The 26,545-nt window shown below is 43.5% G+C and carries 22 protein-coding genes; 6 read left to right on the forward strand and 16 right to left on the reverse strand.

Annotation, left to right across the window (positions count from 1 at the left end; translation table 11 throughout):
* Positions 1 to 3: 3 nt before the first annotated feature.
* Both AV939_RS09385 and AV939_RS09390 read left to right on the forward strand, forming a co-directional pair.
* Positions 4 to 1,290, forward strand: a complete 1,287-nt coding sequence (locus tag AV939_RS09385) for a YeaH/YhbH family protein (protein ID WP_061998188.1) — start codon at positions 4 to 6, stop codon at positions 1,288 to 1,290.
* 3 nt (positions 1,291 to 1,293) lie between these two features.
* Positions 1,294 to 2,808: a SpoVR family protein gene (locus AV939_RS09390; RefSeq protein ID WP_057793124.1), complete on the forward strand. Its 1,515-nt coding sequence runs from the start codon at positions 1,294 to 1,296 to the stop codon at positions 2,806 to 2,808.
* Positions 2,809 to 2,908: 100 nt separating this feature from the next.
* Here AV939_RS09390 and AV939_RS09395 read toward each other — a convergent pair whose 3' ends face one another.
* The 4 genes from AV939_RS09395 to prmB form a co-directional block, all read right to left on the reverse strand.
* The gene (locus tag AV939_RS09395) at positions 2,909 to 3,373 is read right to left on the reverse strand and encodes a hypothetical protein (protein WP_061997592.1); all 465 of its coding nucleotides are present in this window, start codon (positions 3,371 to 3,373) and stop codon (positions 2,909 to 2,911) included.
* Positions 3,374 to 3,583: 210 nt separating this feature from the next.
* Entirely contained in the window at positions 3,584 to 4,759 is a 1,176-nt protein-coding gene (locus tag AV939_RS09400; protein WP_057793129.1) for an MFS transporter, read from the reverse strand.
* A gap of 128 nt (positions 4,760 to 4,887) precedes the next feature.
* Positions 4,888 to 5,997 carry a chorismate synthase gene (gene aroC, locus AV939_RS09405; RefSeq protein ID WP_057793131.1) on the reverse strand — a complete coding sequence of 370 codons (1,110 nt, stop codon included), beginning with the start codon at positions 5,995 to 5,997 and terminating at the stop codon, positions 4,888 to 4,890.
* Between the two features lie 9 nt (positions 5,998 to 6,006).
* Positions 6,007 to 6,942 carry a 50S ribosomal protein L3 N(5)-glutamine methyltransferase gene (gene prmB / locus AV939_RS09410; RefSeq protein WP_057793133.1) on the reverse strand — a complete coding sequence of 312 codons (936 nt, stop codon included), beginning with the start codon at positions 6,940 to 6,942 and terminating at the stop codon, positions 6,007 to 6,009.
* A gap of 88 nt (positions 6,943 to 7,030) precedes the next feature.
* Here prmB and smrB point away from each other — a divergent pair, with 88 nt between their 5' ends.
* Positions 7,031 to 7,624 (forward strand): endonuclease SmrB, encoded by a 594-nt coding sequence (gene smrB, locus AV939_RS09415; RefSeq protein ID WP_061093583.1) that lies wholly within the window; start codon positions 7,031 to 7,033, stop codon positions 7,622 to 7,624.
* Positions 7,625 to 7,689: 65 nt separating this feature from the next.
* Here smrB and AV939_RS20015 read toward each other — a convergent pair whose 3' ends face one another.
* The 11 genes from AV939_RS20015 to AV939_RS09465 all read right to left on the reverse strand — a co-directional run bounded on the left by AV939_RS20015 (position 7,690) and on the right by AV939_RS09465 (position 22,222).
* A complete protein-coding gene (locus AV939_RS20015; protein ID WP_082604951.1) occupies positions 7,690 to 7,815 on the reverse strand; it encodes a DUF3149 domain-containing protein in 126 nt (41 codons plus the stop codon).
* A gap of 273 nt (positions 7,816 to 8,088) precedes the next feature.
* Positions 8,089 to 9,471, reverse strand: coding sequence for a sensor histidine kinase (locus AV939_RS09420; RefSeq protein WP_061997593.1), 1,383 nt, complete (start codon positions 9,469 to 9,471; stop codon positions 8,089 to 8,091).
* Positions 9,468 to 10,811 carry a sigma-54-dependent transcriptional regulator gene (locus AV939_RS09425; protein WP_061997594.1) on the reverse strand — a complete coding sequence of 448 codons (1,344 nt, stop codon included), beginning with the start codon at positions 10,809 to 10,811 and terminating at the stop codon, positions 9,468 to 9,470. The genes AV939_RS09420 and AV939_RS09425 overlap by 4 nt, the downstream gene beginning before the upstream one ends.
* A 22-nt stretch (positions 10,812 to 10,833) precedes the next feature.
* Positions 10,834 to 12,042, reverse strand: a complete 1,209-nt coding sequence (locus AV939_RS09430) for an ABC transporter permease (RefSeq protein ID WP_061997595.1) — start codon at positions 12,040 to 12,042, stop codon at positions 10,834 to 10,836.
* Positions 12,043 to 12,052: 10 nt separating this feature from the next.
* Positions 12,053 to 13,366, reverse strand: coding sequence for an ABC transporter permease (locus tag AV939_RS09435; protein ID WP_061997596.1), 1,314 nt, complete (start codon positions 13,364 to 13,366; stop codon positions 12,053 to 12,055).
* Between the two features lies 1 nt (position 13,367).
* A complete protein-coding gene (locus AV939_RS09440; RefSeq protein WP_057793142.1) occupies positions 13,368 to 14,102 on the reverse strand; it encodes an ABC transporter ATP-binding protein in 735 nt (244 codons plus the stop codon).
* 18 nt (positions 14,103 to 14,120) lie between these two features.
* The gene (locus AV939_RS09445; RefSeq protein WP_057793144.1) at positions 14,121 to 15,377 is read right to left on the reverse strand and encodes an efflux RND transporter periplasmic adaptor subunit; all 1,257 of its coding nucleotides are present in this window, start codon (positions 15,375 to 15,377) and stop codon (positions 14,121 to 14,123) included.
* 370 nt (positions 15,378 to 15,747) lie between these two features.
* Complete coding sequence (locus AV939_RS09450) at positions 15,748 to 16,695, reverse strand: transposase (protein WP_057793146.1); 948 nt, start codon at positions 16,693 to 16,695, stop codon at positions 15,748 to 15,750.
* A 294-nt stretch (positions 16,696 to 16,989) separates the two neighbouring features.
* Positions 16,990 to 17,628 carry a transglycosylase SLT domain-containing protein gene (locus AV939_RS09455; RefSeq protein WP_013784996.1) on the reverse strand — a complete coding sequence of 213 codons (639 nt, stop codon included), beginning with the start codon at positions 17,626 to 17,628 and terminating at the stop codon, positions 16,990 to 16,992.
* Positions 17,629 to 17,694: 66 nt separating this feature from the next.
* The gene (gshA, locus tag AV939_RS09460) at positions 17,695 to 19,293 is read right to left on the reverse strand and encodes a glutamate--cysteine ligase (RefSeq protein ID WP_057793148.1); all 1,599 of its coding nucleotides are present in this window, start codon (positions 19,291 to 19,293) and stop codon (positions 17,695 to 17,697) included.
* 91 nt (positions 19,294 to 19,384) lie between these two features.
* Positions 19,385 to 22,222, reverse strand: a complete 2,838-nt coding sequence (locus AV939_RS09465) for a M16 family metallopeptidase (protein ID WP_156454635.1) — start codon at positions 22,220 to 22,222, stop codon at positions 19,385 to 19,387.
* A gap of 230 nt (positions 22,223 to 22,452) precedes the next feature.
* Here AV939_RS09465 and AV939_RS09470 point away from each other — a divergent pair, with 230 nt between their 5' ends.
* From AV939_RS09470 to AV939_RS09480, 3 genes are read left to right on the forward strand one after another with little or no spacing between them, the layout of a single operon-like run.
* Positions 22,453 to 23,010: an Hpt domain-containing protein gene (locus tag AV939_RS09470; RefSeq protein WP_057793151.1), complete on the forward strand. Its 558-nt coding sequence runs from the start codon at positions 22,453 to 22,455 to the stop codon at positions 23,008 to 23,010.
* Positions 23,011 to 23,808 carry a pseudouridine synthase gene (locus AV939_RS09475; protein WP_061997597.1) on the forward strand — a complete coding sequence of 266 codons (798 nt, stop codon included), beginning with the start codon at positions 23,011 to 23,013 and terminating at the stop codon, positions 23,806 to 23,808.
* A gap of 7 nt (positions 23,809 to 23,815) precedes the next feature.
* Positions 23,816 to 24,904 carry a ketopantoate reductase family protein gene (locus AV939_RS09480; protein ID WP_057793156.1) on the forward strand — a complete coding sequence of 363 codons (1,089 nt, stop codon included), beginning with the start codon at positions 23,816 to 23,818 and terminating at the stop codon, positions 24,902 to 24,904.
* Between the two features lie 66 nt (positions 24,905 to 24,970).
* Here the strand turns inward: AV939_RS09480 and lysS are convergent, their stop codons facing one another.
* Positions 24,971 to 26,527: a lysine--tRNA ligase gene (lysS, locus tag AV939_RS09485; protein WP_057793158.1), complete on the reverse strand. Its 1,557-nt coding sequence runs from the start codon at positions 26,525 to 26,527 to the stop codon at positions 24,971 to 24,973.
* Positions 26,528 to 26,545 lie beyond the last annotated feature (18 nt).

Consider the following 26,545-nt stretch of genomic DNA (forward strand, 5'->3'; position numbering starts at 1 on the left):
GTTATGGCGCATTTCATCGACCGAAGACTTAACAGTAAAGGCAAAAGCACGGTAAACAGACAGCGCTTTATTAAACGCTACAAACAGCAGATAAAGCGTGCTGTTACTGATGCCGTTGGTAAACGTTCTGTTACCGACCTAGACTCGGGCGAGCAGGTAAGTATTCCTACTCGCGATATTTCCGAACCTGTATTTCACACAGGAAAAGGGGGCAAGCGGGACATCGTCCACCCAGGCAATGACCAGTTTATTGCAGGTGATAAAATTGACCGCCCCCCCGGTGGCGCAGGTCAAGGCTCTGGCGAAGGGGAAGCGGGTAATAGCGGTGAGGGAGAAGATGAATTCGTATTTTCTATCTCAAAAGATGAATATTTAGATATTTTATTCGACGACTTAGCGCTGCCCAATTTAAAGAAAAATCAGTTTGATAAAGTGATTCAACATGAAACCTATCGTGCTGGCTATCAAACTGACGGTGTGCCGAGTAACTTAGACATTGTTCGCTCTCTTAAAGGCTCGGTGGCGAGACGAATTGCGTTAACCGGTTCAACCCGTAAGCGTATTAGAGAGTTAGAAGAACAGTTAGCCTTGTTAATTGCTGCGTCTTCTGACAATGCGCTCGCAATTGAAGAAATTGAAAAAGAACTCGCACTACTTAAAGCTAAAGTCGCTAGAGTCCCCTTTATCGACACCTTCGATTTACGTTTTAAAAATTACGACAAGCGCCCTATCCCGACGAGCAAAGCGGTAATGTTTTGTTTAATGGATGTTTCAGGCTCTATGGATCAAGCGACCAAAGATGTGGCCAAGCGCTTTTACATTTTGCTGTATTTGTTTTTAACCCGTACCTACGAAAATGTAGAGGTGGTGTATATTCGCCATCATACTCAAGCGAAAGAAGTCGACGAGCAAGAGTTTTTCTATTCACAAGAAACCGGCGGCACCATAGTTTCTAGCGCACTGAAGCTAATGGATGAAATTGTGCGAGAACGGTTCAGCGACGGCAATTGGAATATCTACGCGGCCCAAGCATCGGATGGAGACAACTGGGCTGATGATTCACCTTTATGTAGTTCACTTTTAGTCAATAACCTATTACCCGCCACCCGTTACTTTGCCTATATTGAAATAACCGAACGCCAACACCAAACCCTTTGGCGAGAATACGAAAAGGTAAGTCAGTCTTATGACAACTTAGTATGTAAACACATTCAAACACCGGATGATATTTACCCTGTATTCAGAGAAATATTTAAGCGTACTGAGCAGTTAAGTACGCAAGGAGGTTAGCCCATGTCTTTAAGTGAAGCGCGTCAAAAACATAAATTAGATGATGGTCCAGATTGGACGTTTTCGTTACTGACCGAGTATGAAACAGAAATAGACCGCATTGCTAAAGATTTTAAGCTAGACACTTACCCTAACCAAATTGAAGTTATAACTGCTGAACAAATGATGGACGCGTATGCCAGTATAGGTATGCCACTAAACTATACCCATTGGTCGTTTGGTAAAAAGTTTATTCAAACTGAACAACAGTACCGCAGAGGTCAAATGGGATTGGCCTATGAAATTGTGATTAATTCCGATCCTTGCATAGCGTACTTGATGGAAGAAAATACCATTACTATGCAGGCGTTAGTGATGGCGCATGCATGCTATGGCCACAACTCATTTTTTAAAGGTAACTACCTTTTTCAAACCTGGACAGACGCCAGTTCAATTATCGACTACTTAGTGTTTGCCAAGAAATACATAGCAAAATGTGAGCAAAAACACGGGGTAGAGGAAGTTGAGAACATTCTTGATTCTTGTCATGCTTTAATGAATTACGGCGTGGATAGGTACAAAAGGCCACAAAAGATATCGCTTCAGGAGGAGAAAAGCCGCCAGAAAGAACGTGCCCGCTACTTGCAATCACAAGTTAATGAACTGTGGCGAACCTTACCGAGCAACCCTAAAAGCAAAGACACAGATATTCTACGTTTCCCTTCAGAGCCGCAAGAAAACTTGCTGTATTTCATTGAAAAAAATGCGCCTTTATTAGAACCATGGCAGCGCGAAATTGTACGCATTGTGCGCAAGGTGTCCCAGTACTTCTACCCACAAAAACAAACCCAAGTGATGAACGAAGGCTGGGCCTGTTTTTGGCATTACCATATCTTAAATAAAATGTATGATGAGCGATTGGTCAGCGACCGTTTTATGATGGAGTTTTTGCACAGTCATTCCAGTGTGGTGATGCAGCCCGATTACAACAGCCCCTACTATTCTGGTATTAACCCTTATGCGCTAGGGTTTTCGATGTTTATGGATATCAAACGGGTGTGCCAATCTCCCACCAAAGAAGACTATGAATACTTACCGACTATCGCAGGTAAAGATTGGCTTGAAACTGTGCATTTCGCCATGCACAACTTTAAAGATGAAAGCTTCATCAGTCAGTTTTTATCACCCAAGTTAATGCGAGATTTTAAATTATTTGCTTTGGAGGACGACGCGAGCAATTCCTATGTGAGTGTGAGCGCTATTCATGATGAGAACGGCTATCGGACTATTAGAGAAAAACTCTCTGCCCAATATAATTTGAGTAATTTAGAACCTAATATTCAGGTATATAACGTTGATGTAAGAGGTGATAGATCTTTAACCCTTCGCTACGTTCCTCAACATAATATTCCATTAGGAAACTCCAAAGGAGAGGTTATGCGCCATCTTCATAGATTGTGGAAGTTTGATGTAAGACTTGAACAAGAAAATAGTGCGGGGCTTCCTACTCTACTGGCCGAGTGCCGAACCAGTAAGTAATTGCACTTTACGCCTTCTGTTATTTGGGGGCGTCAGCTAAATGCACACTCTTAAATCTTACTTCCAGAGCCTAAAGCGCTAAAGCAATCGTATGAGTATGTTAGCCATTCAGTGTCTTAATCGTTTGATTGGGTTTAGGCTCCTCTAAAAAGCCGTTTTGAGAAGCGTAGAGAAATGCGTCATCGATGCTTTCCACGTGAAAGCTTACGTAATTCTTGGCTCGTTCGGGCAACATTGTAGCCAGCTGGTAGCGCTTGACTGGATTAGTTTGATATACATAAAACGTTGCTTTAACGCCCTTTTCGTAACACCATATTCCGTATTGGGTAAACTTCTCCATTGCATCAAAGGTGGTTAAATCCCACTTATCTAACAGCACGATATGTAGCCAATGCATGTTAAATCTTGAGGCAACCTCTTGCTTAACATCGGTAATGTAACTATTCGATATTTCAGTAGACCACTGGCCATCTAATTCACTAATAAGTGTAGAGCCAACAATCTCGATGCTGTAAGCCGCGTGGGGAAATTTTTTACTACACACCACTTCAGAGCGTGGATTCATGCAAACACCCCTCAATTAATATAATGAGAATGCTAACGTCAACGCGTGTAAATCAATTTAGGTAAAGATACTGCTAGCTATTACAGCATGACGCTTTTTAATTTTCATACTAGTATCACTTCACGTTTGATTCAGTATAGCTGGTTATCTTAACTAAGGTAGGTTTGGACAAAAGCTTTAATGAAACAAGCTTTACAAGGAAGAAACCATCTACATAAGTTGCTTGCGCTTACAGAAAAACAAGGAAATCGCCCCTATCGCAGAGAACACCGCGGCGGTGGCAAAAGTTTCGTAAGCATTGGCGCCTTGGTTCCATTGCTGCCCTGCCATGTAATTACCAAATGCGCCACCAAATCCAAAGGCTACACTAATATAGATAGCTTGACCTCGGCTGTGGAATGCCGGTGGTAAAAACTGGTGGATAAAGTGTACCGATACCGCATGGGTCAATCCGAAGCTTAATGCATGAATCACTTGGCTGAGTAATATCACCGCCATATTATCGGCCGCTGCCGCTAACGCATACCAACGCAGTGCTGTTAATAGCAAACTGGCAAACAGCAAATTCCATACGCCAAAACGTGCAGTTAAACGGCTGGCAATAAGAAAAATAACCACTTCTACCAATACACCAAGAGCGATGAATAAACCCGTTTGCTGACCGCTGTAGCCCAAGTCGCGCATGTACAACGCAAAAAAGCCGTAATAGGCACCGAAACTAATTTGTAAGCATATTGAAGCAAAAATAAAAACCACAAAAGGGCGCTGTTTGGCATACTGCCAAATGCTTCCAGTAGCTGTGTGTTTCTCGGCACTCGCTTTCGGAGCTTGAATATATAACGTGGTCACGAACAAGAGTAATAGTACGCCTACACTCACGATTACAGGCGTTTCAGTAGAAAAACTGTCTAAGGCTTTACCTACGCCGACGGTTAAGCAAATAAAGCCGATACTTCCCCACAACCTAATAAGTCCATAGCTGGCTTTAGTTCCCACTACAGACTTCATAGTAATAACCTCTAACTGAGGTAAAACCGCAGTCCAGAACATCATCATTAAGCCGAAGGAAAGGGTAAGCCCCCAAAAACCTTCAAATAAGAATACCGAACAAAAGGTGGCTACCGTAAGAAAGCTACCTAGCCGCAACACACTTACCGCATTGCCGGTTCTATCGGCAATGCCAGCCCACAATCCAGGCCCTAAAATACGGGCAAGGGTTATCACTGCGAAAAGCTCCCCTATTTCAGCAGAGCTAAAGCCACGACCATCAAGAAATATGCCCAAGTAAGGAACTAACACGCCTAATTGACCAAAGTACAGCCAATAGGTTAAGGCGAGAACAATAAGTGATTTATGGTTAGCAAAAGGCAAATTAGCGAATGGCACTGCACAACTCCGTATGCGATAGCACCACAAGTAATATTACCTGTGGTGTATGAAGGGAATAAATTGGGTTGTTACTATTTTTACTGACGCGCTGTTTACTTAGCGCTTAGTTTGCGTTTTATTAGCGCTTATTCAGCTTTGCCTGCCTGACCCGCGATAGGGGCCGTCGTCGATACCACAGAAGCGTTTTGTGCACGGTGACGTAAGTAATGATCCATCAATACTATTGCCATCATTGCTTCAGCAATTGGCACTGCGCGAATACCCACGCAAGGGTCGTGACGACCTTTGGTGATAATTTCAATTTCTTCGCCTTGCTTATTGATGGTTTTGCCTGGCACCGAAATACTTGAGGTTGGCTTAAGTGCCATATGCACTTCAAGATCTTGCCCTGTTGAAATACCGCCTAAAACGCCACCAGCATGGTTTGATAGGAAACCTTCGGGTGAGAGCGTGTCACGGTGCTCACTGCCTTTTTGGTTGATAACCTCAAAGCCATCGCCAATTTCGACGCCTTTAACTGCATTTATACCCATCATCGCGTGAGCAATGTCGGCATCTAATCTATCGAATACTGGCTCGCCCAAACCCACTGGAACGTTTTTAACGACTACTGAAACCTTAGCACCAATGCTATCGCCAGATTTCTTTAGCTCGCGCATGTATTCATCTAGTGCTTCAAGTTTGCTTTCATCAGGGCAAAAGAAAGGGTTGGTGTTCGTTACTGTATGATCAACGTTCTCAACGCTAATTGGCCCTAATTGAGAAAGGTACCCATGTACTTCAACGCCATGTACTTCTTTTAAATATTTTTTAGCAATACCACCCGCCGCAACACGTACCGCGGTTTCACGGGCAGAAGAACGACCACCACCGCGATAATCACGAGAACCATACTTTTGATCGTAGGTGTAATCAGCATGGCCTGGGCGAAAACGGTCAGCGATATTTGAGTAGTCTTGGCTGCGTTGATCTTTATTTTTAATCAACAAACCAATACTGGTACCCGTGGTTTTTCCTTCAAACACGCCAGACAAAATCTGCACTTCATCATCTTCACGACGGGCGGTGGTATAACGGGATGTACCAGGTTTACGTCTGTCTAAATCGCCCTGTAAATCAGCTTCACTTAACGTGAGGCCTGGAGGGCAACCATCAACAACACCACCAATGGCGATACCGTGGCTTTCTCCAAATGTAGTAACGGTGAAGAGTTTTCCAAAGCTGTTGCCTGACATAATCTAGAATTAATCCTTGCTGTTAAAATAGTTTTTTAATGTTGTGTTGTTCACGGCAAATATCCCCTGCCCGCCATTATCAAAGCTAAGCCAAATGACTTCAAGGCCTGGGAAGCGAGTGTCCATGTGCACTTCGCTGTTACCTACTTCAATGAACAACCAGCCGTTGTCGGTTAAGTATTGTGGTGCTTTACGCAGCATAATATCCACAAGTTCTAACCCGTCATCGCCGGCCGCTAATGCAAGCTCTGGCTCATGATGATATTCATCAGGTAAGTCGGCCATGTCTTCAGCATCAACATAAGGTGGGTTTGATACAATTAAATCGTACTTCTGCCCGGTTAAATTAGTAAATAAATCAGAATGAATGGGGTAAACACGGTGACTGAGTTGATGCTCTTGAATATTAATATCAGCCACTTCAAGAGCATCTTCGCTTATATCTACCGCATCAATCTGTGAGTCGGGGTACGCATGCGCAAGCGCAATCGCAATACAACCACCACCGGTACACATATCTAAAATATGCGACGGCGCTTCTTTAACGAAGGGCTCAAAATTATTTTGAATCAGTTCCGCAAACGGAGAGCGAGGAATAAGCACGCGCTCATCAACGTAAAATGGCATGCCGCAAAACCAAGCTTCGTTGGTAATGTAAGGCAGTGGCATACGAGTTTGCACACGTTTTAAAACAAGCTCAGCAATTTTTTCCCGCTCACTTTTTGTAAGTCGTGATGACAACATACTGTCGCCAACATGCTCAGACAACGAATGCGGCAAGTGCAGCGCTTGCATAGTAAGGCTCAATGCTTCATCCCAAGCGTTATCGGTACCATGACCAAAATAGAGGGCGGCGTCGTTAAATCGACTGGTAGCCCACCGAATCATATCAAGTATGCTGTGTAAATCTTCGATGGCTTCTTCTAAGTAAAACTTGTCGGTCATAAGAGCTTGGGTACATCAGGAATATGAAAGCTGGTATCATACCCAAAGATAACGCCTGCGCCCACGTTAATTTGCATATCGGTTCATAATGAAAGCATTTAAAAAAGAACTAAAAGCCATGAAAAAAGGCACTGAGAAGCCCAAAGTGATTGAAGACACCTTCTCATTTGCTGATGCTATGCAAGGTGTAAAGCCCATTGAGCAGGACAAGATTGTACCGAATAAGAAGGTTGCTCTTGAAAAGAAAAAACAAATGGCAGGGGTTAAACACCTTAAAGGCAGTAAGCAGGTAGCGGCGAGTTTCAGCTTTTCAGATATGTACCAAGCCGTACTTCCACAAGATGGACCCATGCGGTATTGCCGAGAAGGCGTGCCGACGCATGTACTAAAGCAGCTTAGACGAGGAGACTATTCCCCTGAGTTTTTGCTCGATTTACATGGTATGACCCGAGAAATGGCAAAAACCGAAATAGCCTCATTAATTTATGCCGCCCGCAAAGCGTCGGTAGACTGTGTTTCTATTATGCACGGGTTTGGGCAAGGCGTATTAAAAAACGCGCTTCCCCACTACTTAATACAGCATCCCCACGTGAATGCATTCCACCAAGCGCCCCTTGAATACGGCGGACAAGCAGCATTGCTTGTTTTGCTAGATGTGCCCACGCCAGAATATAAGCGATAGCAAACTTAGTCCTGTTTACTGAGGGTTCTTGACCTAAGGGACAATGCTACAGGCTAAAGCCCTGCCTACTTATCAAGCTCTGCGCTGTTGTGCATAAACATGTATGTATAAAACACGCCCATTCCAATAATTATACTGATACCTAAAAGCGAGCCCCATACAACGGGATCTGAAATCATACTTAGTAACATAGTGTTTCTCCTCACAGGGTTAATAAGTTAATGATAGCGATTTCTTGGGGAGGGTTTGTGATCTAGATCAAGTCTGAAATGCGGTAAATAAAAGGGTTCTAGAGAAGTTGATCGAGATCAATATAGAAATAAATCAAAAATAATTCAAAATGACATTGCAAATCATTCTCATTTGCAATACATTGTACATGCCTGTTCGACGTAGGTTAAAAACGGTCTTGGCTTAGCGTCGTAAGGGGAACAGACGCCCGTCTGTTCCCCTCTTTTTTTCTATTACTTTGTTGTTTTATCAATAATAAAACGTACGCATAATCCCTTGTCTTTTCGGTTTTGAATCACTAAATGGCCATTATGCGCATCAGTAATTTCTCGGCATAGCGCCAGCCCCAATCCACTTCCATTCGCCTTAGTGGAATAAAAAGGAACCAGCGCATTTGTCATTACGCTATCCGTCATGCCTTTTCCGCTATCGAGGACTTCTATAATCACTTGAGAGGCCGTTTGCTTGATAACGAGCTCCACATCCTGTGGGTTTCCTCCCGACTCATGGGCATTTTTCAGTAAGTTAATTAATAGCTGTTCTACTTGGACTGCATCGGCTTTCACCTCGACAGCTTCTGGCATGGTTAACGTGAAATCACATTGATTGCTGAGTTGCGCCGTTATTTTATCCCAATCAATTGTTGCCAAAACCGGCGGAGGCAATTTGGCAAACCTTCCATACCCTTGGACAAACTGATTTAAATGGGCAATACGCTCTTCGATGGTATGGAATACACGCACCAGACGAGTATCTCCGTTTTGTTGCCCCACTATTTGACCGCTATGCAATAGGCTAGAAATAGGCCCTAGGGAATTATTCAGCTCGTGACTAATTACCCTTATTACTTTTTTCCAAACCGACACTTCTTGTCGGTTAAGCTCTCGAGTCATTTGCTTAAGAATATACAATCGGTGAGTTTGGTTATTAAGTAAGAAGGTTCCGGTAGCCATATGCCATGTTTGAATACCGCTGGCATCTTGCGGCAAAGTAAATAGGCCTTCTCGATTTTCTAACAAAACATCTTTAAGCGTATCAGGTTTATTTTTAAGTAACGTACCAAGGGTGTAACCCTCTAAGCTTCTGGTACCCATGCTTTTCTCACCCAAGCTGTTCGCACCTACCCTACTGGCATTATTTGCCTGTGAGGCACTATCCTTCACTTTACTTGTTGGGTGGAAAAACTCGCAGGCTTGGCGGTTACTCAGCACTACATGCATCTGATCGTTTACTAGTAATAAAACGTCAGGTGAACTATGCAGCACTTTGTCTAACATTAGCTCTCGTTGATACAACCACTGTTTTTCTCGGCGAAGGGTTTCTGCGGTATCGTTATAAAGCTGGCATAAGGTTTCAAACTCATCATTCGTTTTACAAGCCAGTGTTGATGAAAATTCACCGTCTTTAAAATTGAGCAAGCCTATTTCGAGGGCATCCAATTGATTAGTTATTTGCGCAGTACAGACTTTCACTGCAGTTGCGCACAAGCACAAAGACGTGATGACAAGCAGCGCTTTTTGAACAACCAACAAGTCGCTTACATACAACATAGGCGACATACCGATAGCCGTTGCGCTAAGCGCAGCTACTAGAATCTTATTTTTAATTAACCTCACGATTTATAATCAATTCCGTATTTATCTAATCTGCGGTAAAGGGCCTGCCTTGATAACCCCAAGTACCTTGCGACTTTAGATATTGTGCCGTTAAATTCTGTAAGCGCCGCTTCTATCTCTGATTTGCTGGGCTCGACTCCCCTTTTTTGCTCGGTGTTTGTATCACCATTGTTGAAGGGTAAACCAAAGTCTTCAGCATCAAGTGTACCATCTGGGTGCAAAATACTAACTCGTCGACACACATTCTCAAGCTCACGTACATTTCCTGGCCACGCATAGGCTTGCAGTGCTTGCTGCCCAGTGAGACTAATATCTCGACCAGGCAAAAAATGCTTGGCTAAGGCCAACACATCGTCACCTCGCTCATTGAGAGGCGGCACATTGATTTCAATAACATTTAATCGATAAAACAAGTCCTCGCGAAATGCACCGTTTGCGATGTCTCGAGTTAAATCAGAGTTGGTGGCCGATATAATTCTTACGTCCGTTTTTTGTGTTTTCACCGAGCCTAGTTTTTCAAATTCACCGGTTTGCAATACCCGCAATAATTTAACTTGGCCAGACAAAGGCAAGTTGCCAATTTCATCTAAAAACAAGGTGCCTTGGTTAGCGGCTTCAAAGCGGCCAATTCGCGTTTTATTAGCGCTGGTAAATGCCCCCACTTCTGCCCCAAATAGCTCTGCTTCAATAAGCTCTTGAGGAAGGGCTCCCGCATTCACCTTTACAAATGCCGACTGATTAAGCGGTGATTGAGACTGAATGAGTTCAGCAATTTTTTCCTTACCACTCCCATTGGGCCCAGTAATTAGAACAGGCACATCTGATTTAGCCACCTGCACCGACATATCTACCACCCGCTGCATGGCTGCACTTTCGTACACTAATCCAATATTTACTGCTGCTTGGCGCGTATTGTCAAAATTTGCCGCTTGTTGCTTCAATACTTTATTTTGGCTAACGGCCTGCCCTAACGCCACAAGGTTTTTAATGGTAGTAATAAGCTTGCTATCATCCCAAGGCTTTGGGATGTAGTCTGCCGCTCCCGCTTTTACCAACTCTACTGCTTGTTCTAATTCCGTCCACGCTGTGATGAGAATAATGGGTAATAGCGGGTTTAGCTCACGAAGTGCAAAGAAGAGCTCGCGCCCTTCCTCGCCAGAGGTGGTGTCTGCACTGAAATTCATATCTTGCAGCACTAACCCAATCGCTTGGTAATTAACTATTTGTAGCGCCGCTTTTGGCGTGGTGGCTGTCACCACATCGTAACCATGAATTTCTAGCAATAATGACAACGCCTCTAATACGGCGGCGTTGTCATCAACAATTAACACTTTTGTCATGTCTACACTTCTTAAATACGGCTTATATGCTACGAGTAGCAATACTGGGGGAAATATTAGCGGCCCGCATAGCAGGAAAAATAACGGCGACTATGCTCATTACAAAAATAAACACGGCAGTACCGAGGATGAATTCTGGTTCTAATGATGAAATAGAGTAGGATTTCATCATCACATCACCTAAAACCACTGCTGCTATTCCCCCTATCAGTAAGCCCGCTATACATACCATGGTATTTTCGACTAAAAAATACCTTACGATAGCAGACTTTCTTGCCCCTAAGGCCCGTCGGGTTCCAATTTGCTTTGTGCGTTTACTAATATTGAATTGCGTGAGCCCGAATATGCCAAGTGCAGTCACCAGTAAAAGAATAACAACCAATACAATTAACATACGCATCATGAGCACATCAGTGGCGTCATAGTTTTCTTTGGTTTTATCTAACCCATCGACATTAATGATGACCCGTTTATCGTAAACGTCCAACATATTCTGTTCAATATTTGCCATGATATTAGCTCTTTCAGTTTTATCCGTTCGAACTAGAATATGTTGATAATTTTGCACATCCATAAACGGTACAATAGCCGTGTTTTTATCACGCATACCATTGGGCCAAGGGCTTTTCATTGTTCCTACAATACCGATAATTTCAAGGGGTCTATTTTTAAGATAAACCGTTTCACCTAGTGCACCGCCATCAGAAAATAGTGCATCAGCGAGGGCTTGAGAGACTATAATCGTATTGGGGCCATTACCGCTGAAATCATTGCCAACGATAACTTCTTCAGGCCTAAAGTTACGCCCTTCAAGTAGTTTTATACCAAAAGTATTTAAGCCGTGCTCATCCATATAATAGTAAGGCACGCTAATGGATTTAGATTTCTCTGGAGATGGCTTCAAACGCACTGATGATGAAGAACCACCACCTGACAAGGGTATGGCTTGAATTAAACTGGCGTCAATTACGCCAGGAAGGCTTCTAATCATTGTTTCATCGAGTTCGGCTTGTTGACTGAGAGAGCGGTCTTTTCCAAATGTCATAACCGACAAGCTAAAGATTTCCTTTTCTGGGAACCCTGTATCTTCGCGAAGATATGAAACATGATCGTTAATCATAAATGCCGCGTTGCTAACAATCGCCATAGTAAGCGCAATTTGAAGTAATAAAAGCACAGCACCAATTTTAGAGCGGCGTATTGCGTTGAAGATAGGTTTAATGTCTAACATAGCTTGCTCCCTATTGGCTTTTTAAGTAGATAGCGGGTTGTGTTCTGCACACTAACCATGCTGGATACAGTCCGGCCAAGAAACTGGCCACAAGGGCAATAATTGGCGCAGCGAGCAACATTGAGACATCCATAGTTGCTAAGGCATCATAATAGCTGTTGGTCACGCGAATTCCCCATAAACCAATTTGCGCAATCACAATACCTAACAAGCCGCCAGCTAATCCAATCACTGATACTTCAACAATATGCTGGGCAAATATATGACGCTTGCTGGCACCTAGTGCTCTTCGGACACCCACCTCTGGCGCTCGCTTTAAAAACTTCGCCAGCAGTAACCCTAAAATGTTGGACACACACACTAATAGGAACATAAAACTCAACCCCACCAGAATACGGTTATCTTCAGATACCACTGAGTTGTACTCCAGCCATTCCGTCACGTTTCTAAGCTTGTATTCCAACGCTTCTCGGTTAAATCGCCCTTTTTCTCTTTGATCTTCCATATAGGTCATTAGGAAATTGGCGAACTGTTGCTTCTCTTCTTCCGTGTTCAGTTGAACCCAAAATTGAAGCCATACGTGCTCTGAATGCATTAAGTCTTGATAGTTTTTCATCCCCTCATGCTTCCAGCCGTTTAAGTTTCCCCATGTGGTAATTTCTTCTAGCGCGCCAATGCCAAAAGGAATATAGAGCTGTTCAGAGGAATTAAACGCACCGTTGTTCACGTCGTAGTACTTTACATGGTGATCCCAATTCGCTGTGACACCCACAATTCGGTAACTATTATTGTCAAGATAAATATGTTGACCAACCGAATCTTCACCCGCAAATAAACGGTTGTTTATTTTTTCCGAGATCACTACTACATACTCGTGGGTGTCTTGTGAGTTTAAGGACCATGGGGCGCCATAAATAAAAGGTCGGTCGAAGATAGTGAAGAACTCACTATTCACCAATCGCGCGGGCTCCATAGTAGGTTTCACGTCAGGCGAACTAAGATGCACAGAGAAGCCACTTCTAAAACTCGGCGACTTAGGTACTGGAACATCTGCGTTGTACAGGTTCACGGCATCCTGATAGGTCAGTTGATAAGGTAGATTGTCAGATGAATGCCACTCATTGCCATCGTCCATGATATTCAGCTGCGGATAAAAAATAGCGCCACTTTTGTGGGGAATGGGATCCATCGACATCATGTGGTAAACCGACAGACTTGTCATAGTCAGTCCAATACCAATAGCAATGGCGAACACCATCAAAAAACTAATGACAGGCGTGCGTTTAATACTTCGCCAACTCAAATCGATATAATGGAAGAACATATTATACTCCTGACGCAACAACGGTTTCATCGTTGCGGGTGGCTGCTACTGTCGGTTTACCTTGATACAACGTAAAGTCGGCTAACTGCCCGTCTACCACTTGAATATTTCTAGGCGCTCGGCGGGCCAATTCTGCATCATGAGTTACCATCACAATTGTTGCGCCATTTTTGTTTATTTCTTCCAGTAGCTCCATGACTTGGCGTGCCATAAGGCTGTCCAGATTTCCCGTAGGTTCATCGGCAAGTAAGAAACGAGGCTTGCCCGCAAGAGCGCGTGCTATTGCCACACGCTGCTGCTGCCCGCCAGATAACTGTTGGGGTAAATGTTTCGCTCTGCTGGCTAGTCCAACTTGCTCTAAACATTGTTCAATTCTAATTTTACGTTCTTTAGCGGCAATGCCTCGATAACGCAGGGGCACTTCAACATTTTCATATAAATTCAAATCAGGTATTAAATTGAACCCCTGAAATATATACCCAATCTTCTGATTTCTTAGGTCAGCAGTTTCATTGTCAGAAAGCCCGCCGATATCGACACCGTCTAAGGTATATTGCCCTGTGGTAAACGGCTCGAGCAAACCAGCTATGTTTAAAAACGTTGTTTTCCCAGAGCCAGAAGGCCCAGTAACGGCGATAAACTCCCCCTCATTAACGGTTAAGGAAAAGTCTCTTAGTGCATGGGTTTGTACGCTGTTCGTTTGGTATATTTTGCTTACGTTATTCATGGTCAACATTGCTATTTATCCTTTTTATTAGCGCAGAAGTACTGTAGCCGCTTGATTAAACTGTTCGTAATTTGAAACTATTATTTCATCGCCTTCTTGCAAGCCGCTGAGGATTTCGACTTCTCGAATGCTGGTTGCACCAATCTGAATGTCGATTCGCTCTGCAAGGTCGCCGGTGACTAAATAAGCTGTGGTGCCGCCGGCTTGAAGGAAGCTCCCACGATCTACCTTAAGTACATCCCTTTTGTTCTCTAACAATATTCGTGCTGACACCTGTTGGTTCTGACGAATTGACTGCACACTATTTTCAGGAAAGCGCACTCTTGCAGTAACCTGTCTATCGACTACCTCTGGGGATATTGAAACCAGTTTGCCAATCACTTTCTGGACACCCACTTTTAACTCAACACTCATCCCTAATCCCAGCTCATTTGCGTAACTCTCAGCAACGTTGAGCTCGGCTTCATAAGCAGTTAAATCTACCAATTTCATTAATGGCTCATTTTTCGCAACAAGTGCATTCGGCTGAATTAACACGTTCCCCACGACACCTGACACGCTCGCTCTAATAGTCAAATCGGCAAGTTGGCGGGTAAGGTCATCAACAACCAGAGCTTGCCTGGCAACCTTCTCCTTCGTAGTCTTTAGCTCAAAAGCTAACGTATCTGTTGCTAATTCAATTTCGCTAATGGCGTGCTTATAAGTCACTTCTGCCTTAGCTAGGTTGTCTAGTGCCTCTTCTAAATCTATCTGGCTAATGAGGTGGTCTTTGATAGACAGTTTTGCTCTTTTTTCTTCTCGCTGAGCAGCGACCAATTCAACGTTGGCAATATCAGCTTGTTTATTTAATAAAAGTGCCTGTCTACGTACATCGAGCTCTTGCCTAGCAAGATCACTTTGCAAGCTTGCTAGCGCAGATTGCTCTTGCTTCATAGTATTCTGTAATTCAGGAGAATCGACTATTGCTACAATATCCCCATTTTCTACCGAATCACCTGGCTTAACCTTTAGTAGGACATAGCCTTGCTCAGGGCTGTAGAGCTGCGGGGCATTTGATGCGATTATTCTGCCAGTGGTGACAATATCCCTGATTAAATTACCTTTCGTTACTGCACTGAATTTCAGCGAATCACGACTGCTAGATAATCCAGCGTTAGTGCTAGAAGAAAGGAATAAATATCCAAAGACACACGCGATTAAGATGATGACGGAGACACCCACCCATTTTTTTCGCGATGATTTCGTTTCAACAAGGGTATCTTGGCTACTTGTATCTTGAATCATAAGGCATCCTCATGATTCACTAACTCAAAATTAGCGAGCAAGACTACAATAATAAAGATAAAAATAGGCAGACTGATAAAGTGAAAAAGCAACATGTTCATCTAGTTTTTTTTGTTGAAGGTTTTAACTAGTAATACGAATAGCGTGCCAACAATTAAACAACTGATTTATATAGTTATTTTAAACTTATAAGTAGCAAGAATGTCCGATCGGACACTTTTTATTGTCCGTTTAATCTGAACGGACGCGTTCGTTAAATTAAGGGTTAACTATAAGATAATGAATGAGTGTTACTGAAAAAGCGATAACAACTCGCCTCAATAGTTTCTGATGCAAGATACGATACTTTGGTAGGAAAATAGTCTTCAATTTAGCAGGCTAGTTGATGGCTCACTCCAGTTCTTCGTTTTACCAATCCCAAGCTTATCTTGCTGGAGAAGTTACTCTCAATAGAGCCTACAACGGCAGACCAATCTGTTTGTGATAAACCGGTGCGCGATAAAATAGGCTCACAATTTCGCGGTATTGCTCCCTTTATGTTACTTCTTAGCTGTCTACCGGTTTGATCCACAAGCTGCAAATAATCATCGACTCGAAATGGTAAGCCTTTTAACTTGTTCTGTTGTGAATCACCAATAAATGGAAGTAGCTCTGTGGGTTGTTTGTTCGTTTTCGCCTTTGCTATGCGACGTTTCACACTGGTATACATTGCCTTTTCAGGTGTCTTCGCATTACCAGCTCTAATAGGGTTTAAGTCAACATAGGCCATACAAGCCAGTAACGCTGACTCATCTAACAGAGCTTGAGACTTAAATCTCCCTTCCCAAAAGCGCCCTGTGCATTCGTCCTCCTTGTTTGCTTTCCTTGCAATAAACTCATTAAGAAGCCGCATGAACCAACTTATATCGTACAATCGCTTTCTATAAACTTCCACGCAAGCAAGTACCGATTTTATTTGTGCTTCAGAAAGATTAGGCCTCTGATCTCTATTCATAAATTGACGAGTGAGCAAGGTTCCATTATGAAGCGTATGCCAGCGAGTTAGCACTTCCTCCGGACTCATTGCGAGCGCTAGGGTTTTATCTACTCGGAGGACAGTATGCGTATGATTACTCATGACTGCGTAAGCACAAACATCAATGGCAAATACACTCGCAAGTTTAAGCAAGCGGTTCTCTACCCACTGCCTTCTATGCTCGAAGCTTTTTCCACTGAACCTGTCTTTACCGCATAGAAATGCTCTACGGACACAACGAGAAACACAATGATAGTAAGGAGTCTCATCTAAACATATTAGTGACTTACGAGGACGCGGCATGCTGAAGTTTTGGTGTGGGTATTTGATGTTTATAGTGGATTAATCTGTCATAGGAGAAAACTGAACCTTGGGTTAGTTTTCCCTCTGTTTTGAATCAATTGACTGAGGTTTTCATTTTATCAAACAAACCTTGGACATCCATGTTATGTCCAAGGTTCTAATAACTGTGAGTGTCTTAGTTCTCTCTTTTCACCTGACCTAAATAAACCTGAGCCTATGGGTGTCTAAACTTTTAAAATTTGTGGGTGTCCATGTTTTGAAGGTGAGTGTCCAACAATCTATGCTTCCACAAACCTAGCTAAAAAGCTTCATGAACCAGCCTTTGCTTAGTTCTTCTTCACAGGTTTTAAGTTGGGTGGCGTAGCGTAACGATCTTGCTTTCACCTTAGATGCTACTTTCTTCAGCCAAGGTTTACGGTCGTAACTTCTACGTTTATAGCCACCCCAGCCTTCGTGGTAATTCAAGTATTGAGCGTATGCATCCCACTTTGAAATGCCATTTACCTTCTGCGATTTATAAATAAACCAACCCATAAAATCGATGGCATCTTCGAAATCGTCGCGATCAGCGCCGCTGTTATCAGTTTCGCGCATGTAGTCGGCCCATGTGGGTGTCTTAGCTTGGGAATAACCATAAGCGGAGCTAACTCTGCCCCAGGGGACTAAGCCGAAAAATACATAATCACGGGGTGGCAATGCATCGTGCCTAAAGGAGCTTTCTTGATACATCATCGCCATCGGCACATGAATGGGTACGCCCCATTTATCACGTGCATCGGCTGCAGCATCGTACCAATCATCTTTTTCAAAGAAGATTTCGCACAAATTACTGCTGTCTTTCGGCGGTGTTGTAGCGCACCCAGCGATAAATAGCGGAAAAAGCACGACCAAACTTGATAAAAAAATGCACAACGGTTTGAACTTTTGATGCATAGCTTGTCTTAACTTATGTTCTAGTAAAATGTGTGTTTCCCTGGAACCTTCTACGCCTGATTTATATCAGGCGTTTTTTTTTGCTAGCGGTTCGTTAAAATAATCACGAATGAAGCTGTCGAAGTCTTTAGTATCAGCGGCTTCCACATCAGCTTGCGCTGCTAACGATGTCTCAGCGGCATCTACAAACATAGCTTCCGTCGTTTGCTGATAATCGAACCCTTTCATCTGCTCTTGATAACGTGCAGCTAACTCTAGGCCGTAAACACCATTATCTTTGTCATGTTTAAGCAGTTCATCTAAAAGAACACCTGAAGGGGTTAACGCAGGGTTTGCAACTTTCTTCGCCTCTGCAGCAACTGCGTCACTATATCGAGTGGTATCATTTGCCAAATCGAGTATTTTCGCCACTTCCTCAAACTCTTCAAACAGTGATGAAGCCCACGCTGTTAGTGAAGTTTCCTCATTGTTGTGATTAAGTACCAAATTAGGTTTTCTACCTTCTAACACCACTCGGTTCATATTGTCTTTAGCTTCATTTAGCTGAGCTTCGTCTAATTCAGCACTGGGCTTCAACAAGCACGTCAACAAAAACACATCAAGAAAATCGAATTGGGTTTGGCTAATACCAATAGGCGAAAATGGATTTACATCTAACGCACGCACTTCAATGTAGCTTATCCCGCGCTTAACCAGCGCATCGGTCGGCTTTTCCATAGACTGCGTAGGCTGCTTTGGACGAATTGGCGAATACAGCTCGTTCTCTATCTGTAAAATATTTCTGCTGAGCTGCTGATAATTACCACCTTCACCAGCAGAAAAGCTACTAAAGCGATTTGATGGCGTATCCATAGCACCGCGAAGCAAACGAACATAGTTATCTAACTGGTTGTAACAAATTTTAAGTGAAGACTGCTCTGCACTGGTATATCCCAAGTCACTCATTCTCAATGATGTGGCATACGGCATGTAATACGTACCCTTGCCCACTTTTTCGAATGGTAGTGCATGTTCTTTTCCTTTCAAAAACGAACCACACAACGCAGGTGAAGCACCGTATAGATAAGGAATTATCCAGCAGTAGCGACGATAGTTTCTAATCAATGAGAAGTAATCGGCTGAAGTCTGATCTTGGCTATGCTCAGTACCGTTAAGCGCAGCCCAAAGTTTCCAGAAATCATTAGAGAAAGAAAAGTTAAAATGTACGCCAGCAATCGCCTGCATCATGCTGCCATAGCGGTTTTTTAACCCAATGCGATACACTCGCTTCATTTTGCCAATGTTAGATTCGCCAAAATAAGCAATAGGAATATGCGCTTCATCTTCGATAAAGCACGGCATGCTGAGTGGCCAAATTTGCTCATCGCCAATATTATCAATGGTGTACTTATGAACATCTTGTAACTGCGTAATAGTTTTAGCGGCGCTACTTTCAGGTGGCGTAATAAACTCTAACAACGACTCTGAAAAGTCTGTGGTTATCGTGTCGTGCGTTAGCGCAGAGCCCAACGCCTTTGGATGAGGCTCTTGCGACAGAGCACCGTTCGGCTTAATGCGTAACGCTTCACGCTCAACACCACGTTTAATTTGCGTAAGTGCCGTTAAAAATTCAGGTGATTTAAGCGCAGCCAAACGCTCGTTGAAACACGTTGAGTTTACAGTCAATGTTCATATCCATGGATGAGTTGTTCCCCTCAAAATGGGGAACAACGTATTAAATTCAAGTCAATATTACCAATGACTTGCTATCAGATACTTAGTTTATCTTTTCTCGACTATTGGTATCTACCGATAATTCGATGATCGGCATATTTAACGACTCCAATTGCTCAAGAATCGCATCTTTATCGCCAACAACGATAACTTGCAATGCATCTGTCGACAAATATTGCTTAGCAAGCGCGTTAATTTCGTCTTTACTGATGCTATTAATTATTTCAATTTGCTCGTTTCGGTACCCTTTTTCAAGGCCATAACTTTGCAACTGACGAAGAAAGCGCGCTTTACTATTGGGGGTTTCAAACTCTAAGGCATCGCTCAACGTAAACGCATTACGCATAAATTGAATTTCCTCGTCAGTCGCCCCGTTGTCGATGTACTGATTTATTTCTTTAAAAACTTCAGTAATGCCTTGGGCAGTGTTCGCTGCCGTTAAATCAGTTCCAACTTCAAACCAACCTAGGGTTTTGCCTCCCATAAACGCACTATTCGCGCCATAGGTAATGCCTTTGTCTTCACGCAAGTTCAGATTTATCCGGCTATTAAAGCCGCCACCTAGTGGGAAGTTCACTAAACGAGATTTAAAGTAATCGCCGGTTGCATCAAAAGGTAAGCTACGTTTAACAATATAAACCACCGACTGCACTGCACTGGGGCTATCTACCAAAAACACTTGGTTCTTATCGTAGGTAGGGAAAGCATCATAATCTTCAAAGGTATAAGCCTCACCTTCCCATTTCGACATGAAATCTAATGCATCTACTACCGCATCAGAACTCATATTACCCACGACTACCGCACTCGCTTTACTGGGTGAATAATACTGATTATAAAACTGCTTCACATCGTCAAGTGTGATGGACTGGACCGTTTCAATGGTCCCTTCATCAGGAAGACTTACGCGATTGTCGGCACCAAATAATACTAAATCTCGCGCACGTCGAGCCAAACTAGACGGCGTTTTCGCTTGTTGCTGCAGGCCTTGCAACACCCGCTCTTTCATTCGAATGAAATCACTTTCTTCAAAAGCAGGGTTGAAGAATTTCTCTTTTAGTAGTGCCAAAGTTGGCATTACGTTTTTAGTTAACGTAGACACATATACCTGTGAGTATCGGCCTGCTGCACTAAAGCGAATTGAGCTGCCTAATTTAGCTAGCTCGTTCGCTAATTCTTCATTTGTATAGTTTTGCGTAGATTCATTCATCATTAATGCGGTGAGATACGCTGTACCCGCTTTACCCTCAGCATCTAGCAACATACCACCATCCATACTAATGGTAAGGGCTACCGTTGGTGTTTCACTCATGGTCACACCAAGTACATTCACACCATTTGCTAGTTCACGCTCCCAGTAATCCGGCACCGTCACTACAGGTGCTTCCCCGGCTTTCGGTTGTTCGGTTCTGTCAAAACTAGATGGTGAAGACGTATATTCGTGATTATCGGGCTGCGTTTCAGGTAGTGTTCGAACGGGGCGCTCAAACGTGGGCTGGGCAGCCTGCAGCTGAGGCTGGCCTTTTGGCACAATACTCAACACCACACTATTGGCGTCTTTGATATATTTTTTATAGACACGCATTACATCTTCAGCGGTCACTGAATTATAACGGGCGATATCTTCAGACACTAGATCTGGAGTTTGATAAAAAGTCTCATTGGCCGCAAGCGCAGTCACTTTGCCGGCTACGCTTTGTAAGCCAAATACGGTAGATGCTTCAATACTGCCTTTGGTTCGCGCTAAATCGTCAGGTTTAACACCGCGGGTTTCAAATTCAGCCAGGGTGGCTTCTATTACCTTTTGAAGCTCATCCAGTGACTGCACTTTTGCTGGATTAGCCAAGGCAATTAATTGAAATTCACAGGCAAGCTCCCGGCATGGGTGTGACACTACAGCTTGGACAGCCATGCCTTCTTTCACTAAATTTTTATAAAACAAAGACGTTTTACCGCCACCTAGAATGTCAGACAGCACATCTAATGGTGCTTCATCAGGGTGGCGTGCATATACAGTAGGGAAAGTGATTTGAAGTAAGGGTAAGTGGACCTTATCTTCTAAGGTCATATAGCGTGTTTCAGATAGGGTCACGGGCTGAGGCTCAGGATCTTTAACCTCAGGCCCTTTTGGAATGTCTCCAAAATATTGCGCTATTAGTGCTTTGGTTTTCGCACTGTCTATATCACCACCTATGGTTAACACTGCATTGTTTGGCCCATACCAGCGTTTGAAAAAGGCTTTAAGGTCGTTTACGTTAACTCGATCTAAGTCTTCAACATATCCAATCGTCATCCATGAATAGGGATGCCCCTCAGGATACATAGCCTCGCCATTTAGCTCATGTCTTAGTCCGTAAGGCTGGTTATCTACTCGCTGAGCGCGTTCGTTTTTAACGGTTTCACGCTGGTTTTCAAATTTGGTTTGGTTGACTGCTTCAAGCAAATACCCCATTCGGTCTGCTTCAAGCCACAACACTTTTTCGAGTTGGTTAGCAGGCACAGTTTCGTAATAATTCGTTCTGTCGGTGTTTGTAGTACCGTTCAAACTGCCACCGGCTTCGGTGATCACTTTAAAATGCTGTTCATCTGCTACATGTTTCGAGCCTTGAAACATCATATGCTCAAAAAAGTGCGCGAAACCAGACTTACCGACTTCTTCACGGGCCGAGCCAACGTGGTATGTCACATCTACATGAACGAGTGGATCGGAATGGTCTTCGTGAAGAATAACCGTTAATCCGTTACTGAGCGTGTACTTTTCGTATGGGATAGTAACTGCGGAGCTATCGGCGGGGGTGTCTACGTTTGCTCTTTGACATCCATTAAGTACGCTAATAGCAAAAACTGCAACAATAAGGCGAAACGCCAAACTTCCTGACATGCTGGATCCTTCTAGGTGGCCTCGCTTTTGCAATACATTTAACTCGCATCACACTAGCGTTTATAATAATACAACCGTTGAGACAATGGCCTGGGGCATACGTTTCATCGAAGACTACCAGACTTTTTAACGCTTTACTTGCTCTGACTTGCTATCATTGTATTAATTTATAAAATTCTGAAATACACTGACAGTGAACACAGTACAGAAACATAGTTAAAGGAACTTATATGGATCAGCCCGCAACAGTCTTAGATTTTGAATTTGGCATGTCTCAACTAAGTGGTAATAAAACACTGTTGTTAACCTTATTGAATAAGTTTTCGGATGAATATCGCTCAGCAAACGATGATTTACAGCGATTAGTGAAAGAAGGTAATTTCGACGACGCATATTCTTTAATTCACACGCTAAAAGGTGTGGCAGGTAACCTTGGGTTATTTGCTTTACATCACGCCAGTAAGCCCGTTGAAGCAAGTGTAAGAAACGACAAATGCCTTCCCGATGACTACGCCAGCTTTTCTGCTCTAGTTGATGAAACCATAGCAGCTGTTGATGCATTATCGGCTGCTCCTGAGCCCGCTGCGCCTGAAGTAACTAGCGCAGTAGCGGCACAAGCGCGCGATCAATTTATTACAGCATTAAAAGCCAGTGAATTCATTTCCCAGTCAACACTTGATGAGTGGCTAAGTGTGCTTTCACTGCCTGCTGAAACGAAGCAAGGAATTGAAGACGCGGTAGACGAACTAGACTACGACGAAGCCATTAAATTGCTCGAAAAAGCCTAAGTGAACGAAATACCTATTTTAGTTGACGATAACGATGTGCTTATCGTCAACAAGCCTTCCGGCATAGCCATGCATGACAGTGCTAATACTCAAAATGCTAATAGCACTGGTAAGAATATAAGAACCAGTGAAAGCGCTGATTCTGCCAATACCACTAATATAGACACCCATACATTAGGCATCGTCAGTCGGCTTCGCGAGCAAACCGGTTATAACCAGCTTCACCTTTGTCATCGCTTAGATACCGGCACCTCTGGCTGTTTATGTTTAGCCAAAAATGCCCATACAGCAGCACTTATTGGTGATGCCTTTGCCACCCGTCAGGTTAGTAAATACTACCTAGCCATTAGTGCCGACAAGCCGAAAAAGAAACAAGGTACTATTGTGGGTGATATGAAAAATCGCCGTGGCGGCCAGTTCATGTTACTCAAAAGCAAAGAGAACCCTGCAGTCACCCAGTTTTTTAGTCAATCAGCCAAACCTGGCTACCGCGGATTTATCGTCAAACCGCTTACGGGCAAAACCCATCAAATTCGGGTGGCCCTTAAAAGTGTGGGCGCAGCTATACATGGTGATACGCTCTATAGCGGTAAACCATCCGATAGATTACATCTACATGCAGGTTGGTTAAGCATTCCCCTTCCCTCTCGCACTATTTCAGTGAAAGCGCCAATACTCTCAGGTGATTTATTTGCTGACAGTGAAGTGGCGACCTGGTTAGCTGAATTGCCGGAACCGGATACTTTTAACTGGCCTGACGTTGCGCCTTCCTTACTACGGTTAGTTAGCAAAACCTAAGCAAATTATGAAAAGTAACAAAGCAATTCTAGGCGTGCAGAAAACCGAAAACGTAAAGGCTGAGCAGGTCGCGATAAAAAAAATCCACATTGCAGGCCGCGGCGCTATCGGTTCTTTACTTGCGGGGGCTGCCGAAAAGCAAACCATGCCTTACGCGCTTTATCCAAGAAGCCCTGTATCTCAAGTTGATAAATCTGGTTTTCAGAAACCTAGCCTTGAGCAACATAATGGTGAGCTACCTAAAACTGAGACACCCACACGCTATTCACAACATGAGAATGGGACACCCACTTCTTATTTCCTAGAATGGATTGATGGTACCGCATACCCCGTTACGCAAATAAGCAGAACCAAACCTCATCTTTCTGATAACGATATTCTAGTGCTGCCTTTAAAGGTACATCACCTAAAAGCCGCGCTTACCCAATGGTTGCCATTTTTAGGGAGCAACACACCAGTTGTGCTTTTACATAATGGTATGGGCGGATATGAAATAGCGAAATCGCTATTGCCATCGGGCCAGCCATTGCTGCTTGCTAGCACCAGCCATGGGGCGATGAAGCGCACGGCAACTCAGGTTATTTACACCGGCGTGGGCGCCACTCAAGTGGGTATTGCCCCTCATTTGCTTTCGCACGAACACTCAGCCATACCTGAATGGGCGAAAAGTGTGTGTCACACTTTGCATGCGCTGCTTCCACCAGTGAAATATCAAACTGATATTATGCAGGCATTGTGGGCCAAGCTTGCTATTAATGTGGTGATAAACCCGCTAACTGCGCTGAATAATATAACCAATAGCCATATTGCTGGTGAGCAGTTTACTAATGAACGCAAAACGCTTTGTGAAGAATTTGCTCAAGTGGCTAATGCATGTGGGCAGTGTTTTGATGCGATTGAAGTTGAACAGCAGGTAATTAAAGTCGCAAGTCTTACCGGCAATAACTACTCCAGTATGCATCAAGATGTAAAGAACCAGCGACAAACCGAGATTGAAGCAATTAATGGCTACATTGTTAATATGGCACAAAAAAAGGGTATTGAAGTTCCCCTCAACACCCTTCTTACAAAACAAGTCACTGCGCGTTTAACATAAGCGCTGTAAACTGTTTTTTATATACGCTGCTTTTTTATAACGTATGCATAAGGTCATCTACACAGCTTACTCTTCTTCAGCGCCTTTCGACACTTCAGGCTTCATGTGCGGGAATAAAATCACGTCTTTAATCGTTGGACTGTCAGTAAATAGCATGGCCAATCGGTCAATACCAATACCTTCACCAGCCGTAGGCGGTAAACCATACTCTAATGCACGAATGTAATCTTCGTCGTAGTGCATTGCTTCATCGTCACCAGCATCTTTCTCTTCAACTTGCTTAGAGAAACGCTTAGCTTGATCTTCAGAGTCATTCAACTCGCTGAAGCCGTTTGCTAGCTCACGGCCGCCAACGAAGAATTCAAACCTGTCGGTAATGAACGGGTTGTCATCGTTACGACGTGCAAGAGGCGATACCTCCCACGGGTATTCAGTAATAAACGTAGGCTGTTCAAGCTTCTCTTCTGCTGTAGCTTCGAAGATTTCACATAGGTACTTACCAGCGCCCCAGATACCGTCAACTTCAGGCTCTTTAATATGCAACTGTTTAGCCATGGCTTTAAGTGCATCAAGGTTAGCTTCTGGGTCGCGAATAGCGGCCTCATTGGCTTCTGGCCAGTATTTTAGAATGGCGTTGCCCATACTTAAGCGCTCAAACGGCTTACCAAAGTCGTACTGAACTTCTGAAACCACGTTACCGTCGGTATCTTTAGTGGTGTTAGTAATAACACTAGAACCTAGAATATCTTCGGCAAGGGTACGCAACATATCTTCTGTTAAGTTCATCAGGTCGTTGAAATCAGCATAGGCCTGATAAAATTCCAACATGGTGAACTCAGGGTTATGACGCGTTGAAAGCCCTTCGTTTCTAAAGTTACGGTTAATTTCGAACACACGCTCGAAACCACCTACCACCAAGCGCTTCAAGTAAAGTTCTGGGGCAATACGCAAGTACATATCAATGTCTAACGCATTATGATGAGTAACAAACGGTTTCGCAGTAGCACCACCTGGAATAACCTGCAGCATAGGCGTTTCTACTTCAAGGAAGTCGCGCTGAGTTAGGTAGTTACGAATACCATTTACAATCTTACTTCTGATCATAAAGGTTTTACGGGTTTGTTCGCTGGTAATAAGGTCAACGTAACGCTGACGATATTTAGTTTCTTGGTCACTTAGGCCATGGAACTTCTCTGGTAGAGGGCGCAGTGCTTTGGTTAGCAATGCATACTCTTCCATGTTCACATATAAATCGCCTTTACCCGACTTATGCAATACACCAGCAACACCAATAATGTCACCAATATCTAGCGCGCCGTATTGGGCTTTAAGGGCTTTTTGAGTGTCTTTGTCTGCGTAAGCTTGAATGCGACCTGTCATGTCTTGAAGCAACATGAAAGGACCACGTTTAGCCATAATACGGCCAGCAATGCTTACTTTGTTACCTTGCTCTTGCAAGGTTTCTTTATCTAGTTCACCGAACTTGCCTTGAAGTTCGTCAGCATAGTTTTCACGACGGAAGCTGTTTGGGAAGCCATTTGCACGGCACTGCTCACGAATTGCGCTTAGTTTTGCTCGGCGCTCAGCAATTAATTTATTTTCGTCGGTTTGTTGGTCAGTCATAACCTATTCACTTTCGTT

The sequence above is a fragment of the Alteromonas sp. Mac1 genome (assembly GCF_001562125.1).
Classification (GTDB): domain Bacteria; phylum Pseudomonadota; class Gammaproteobacteria; order Enterobacterales; family Alteromonadaceae; genus Alteromonas; species Alteromonas stellipolaris.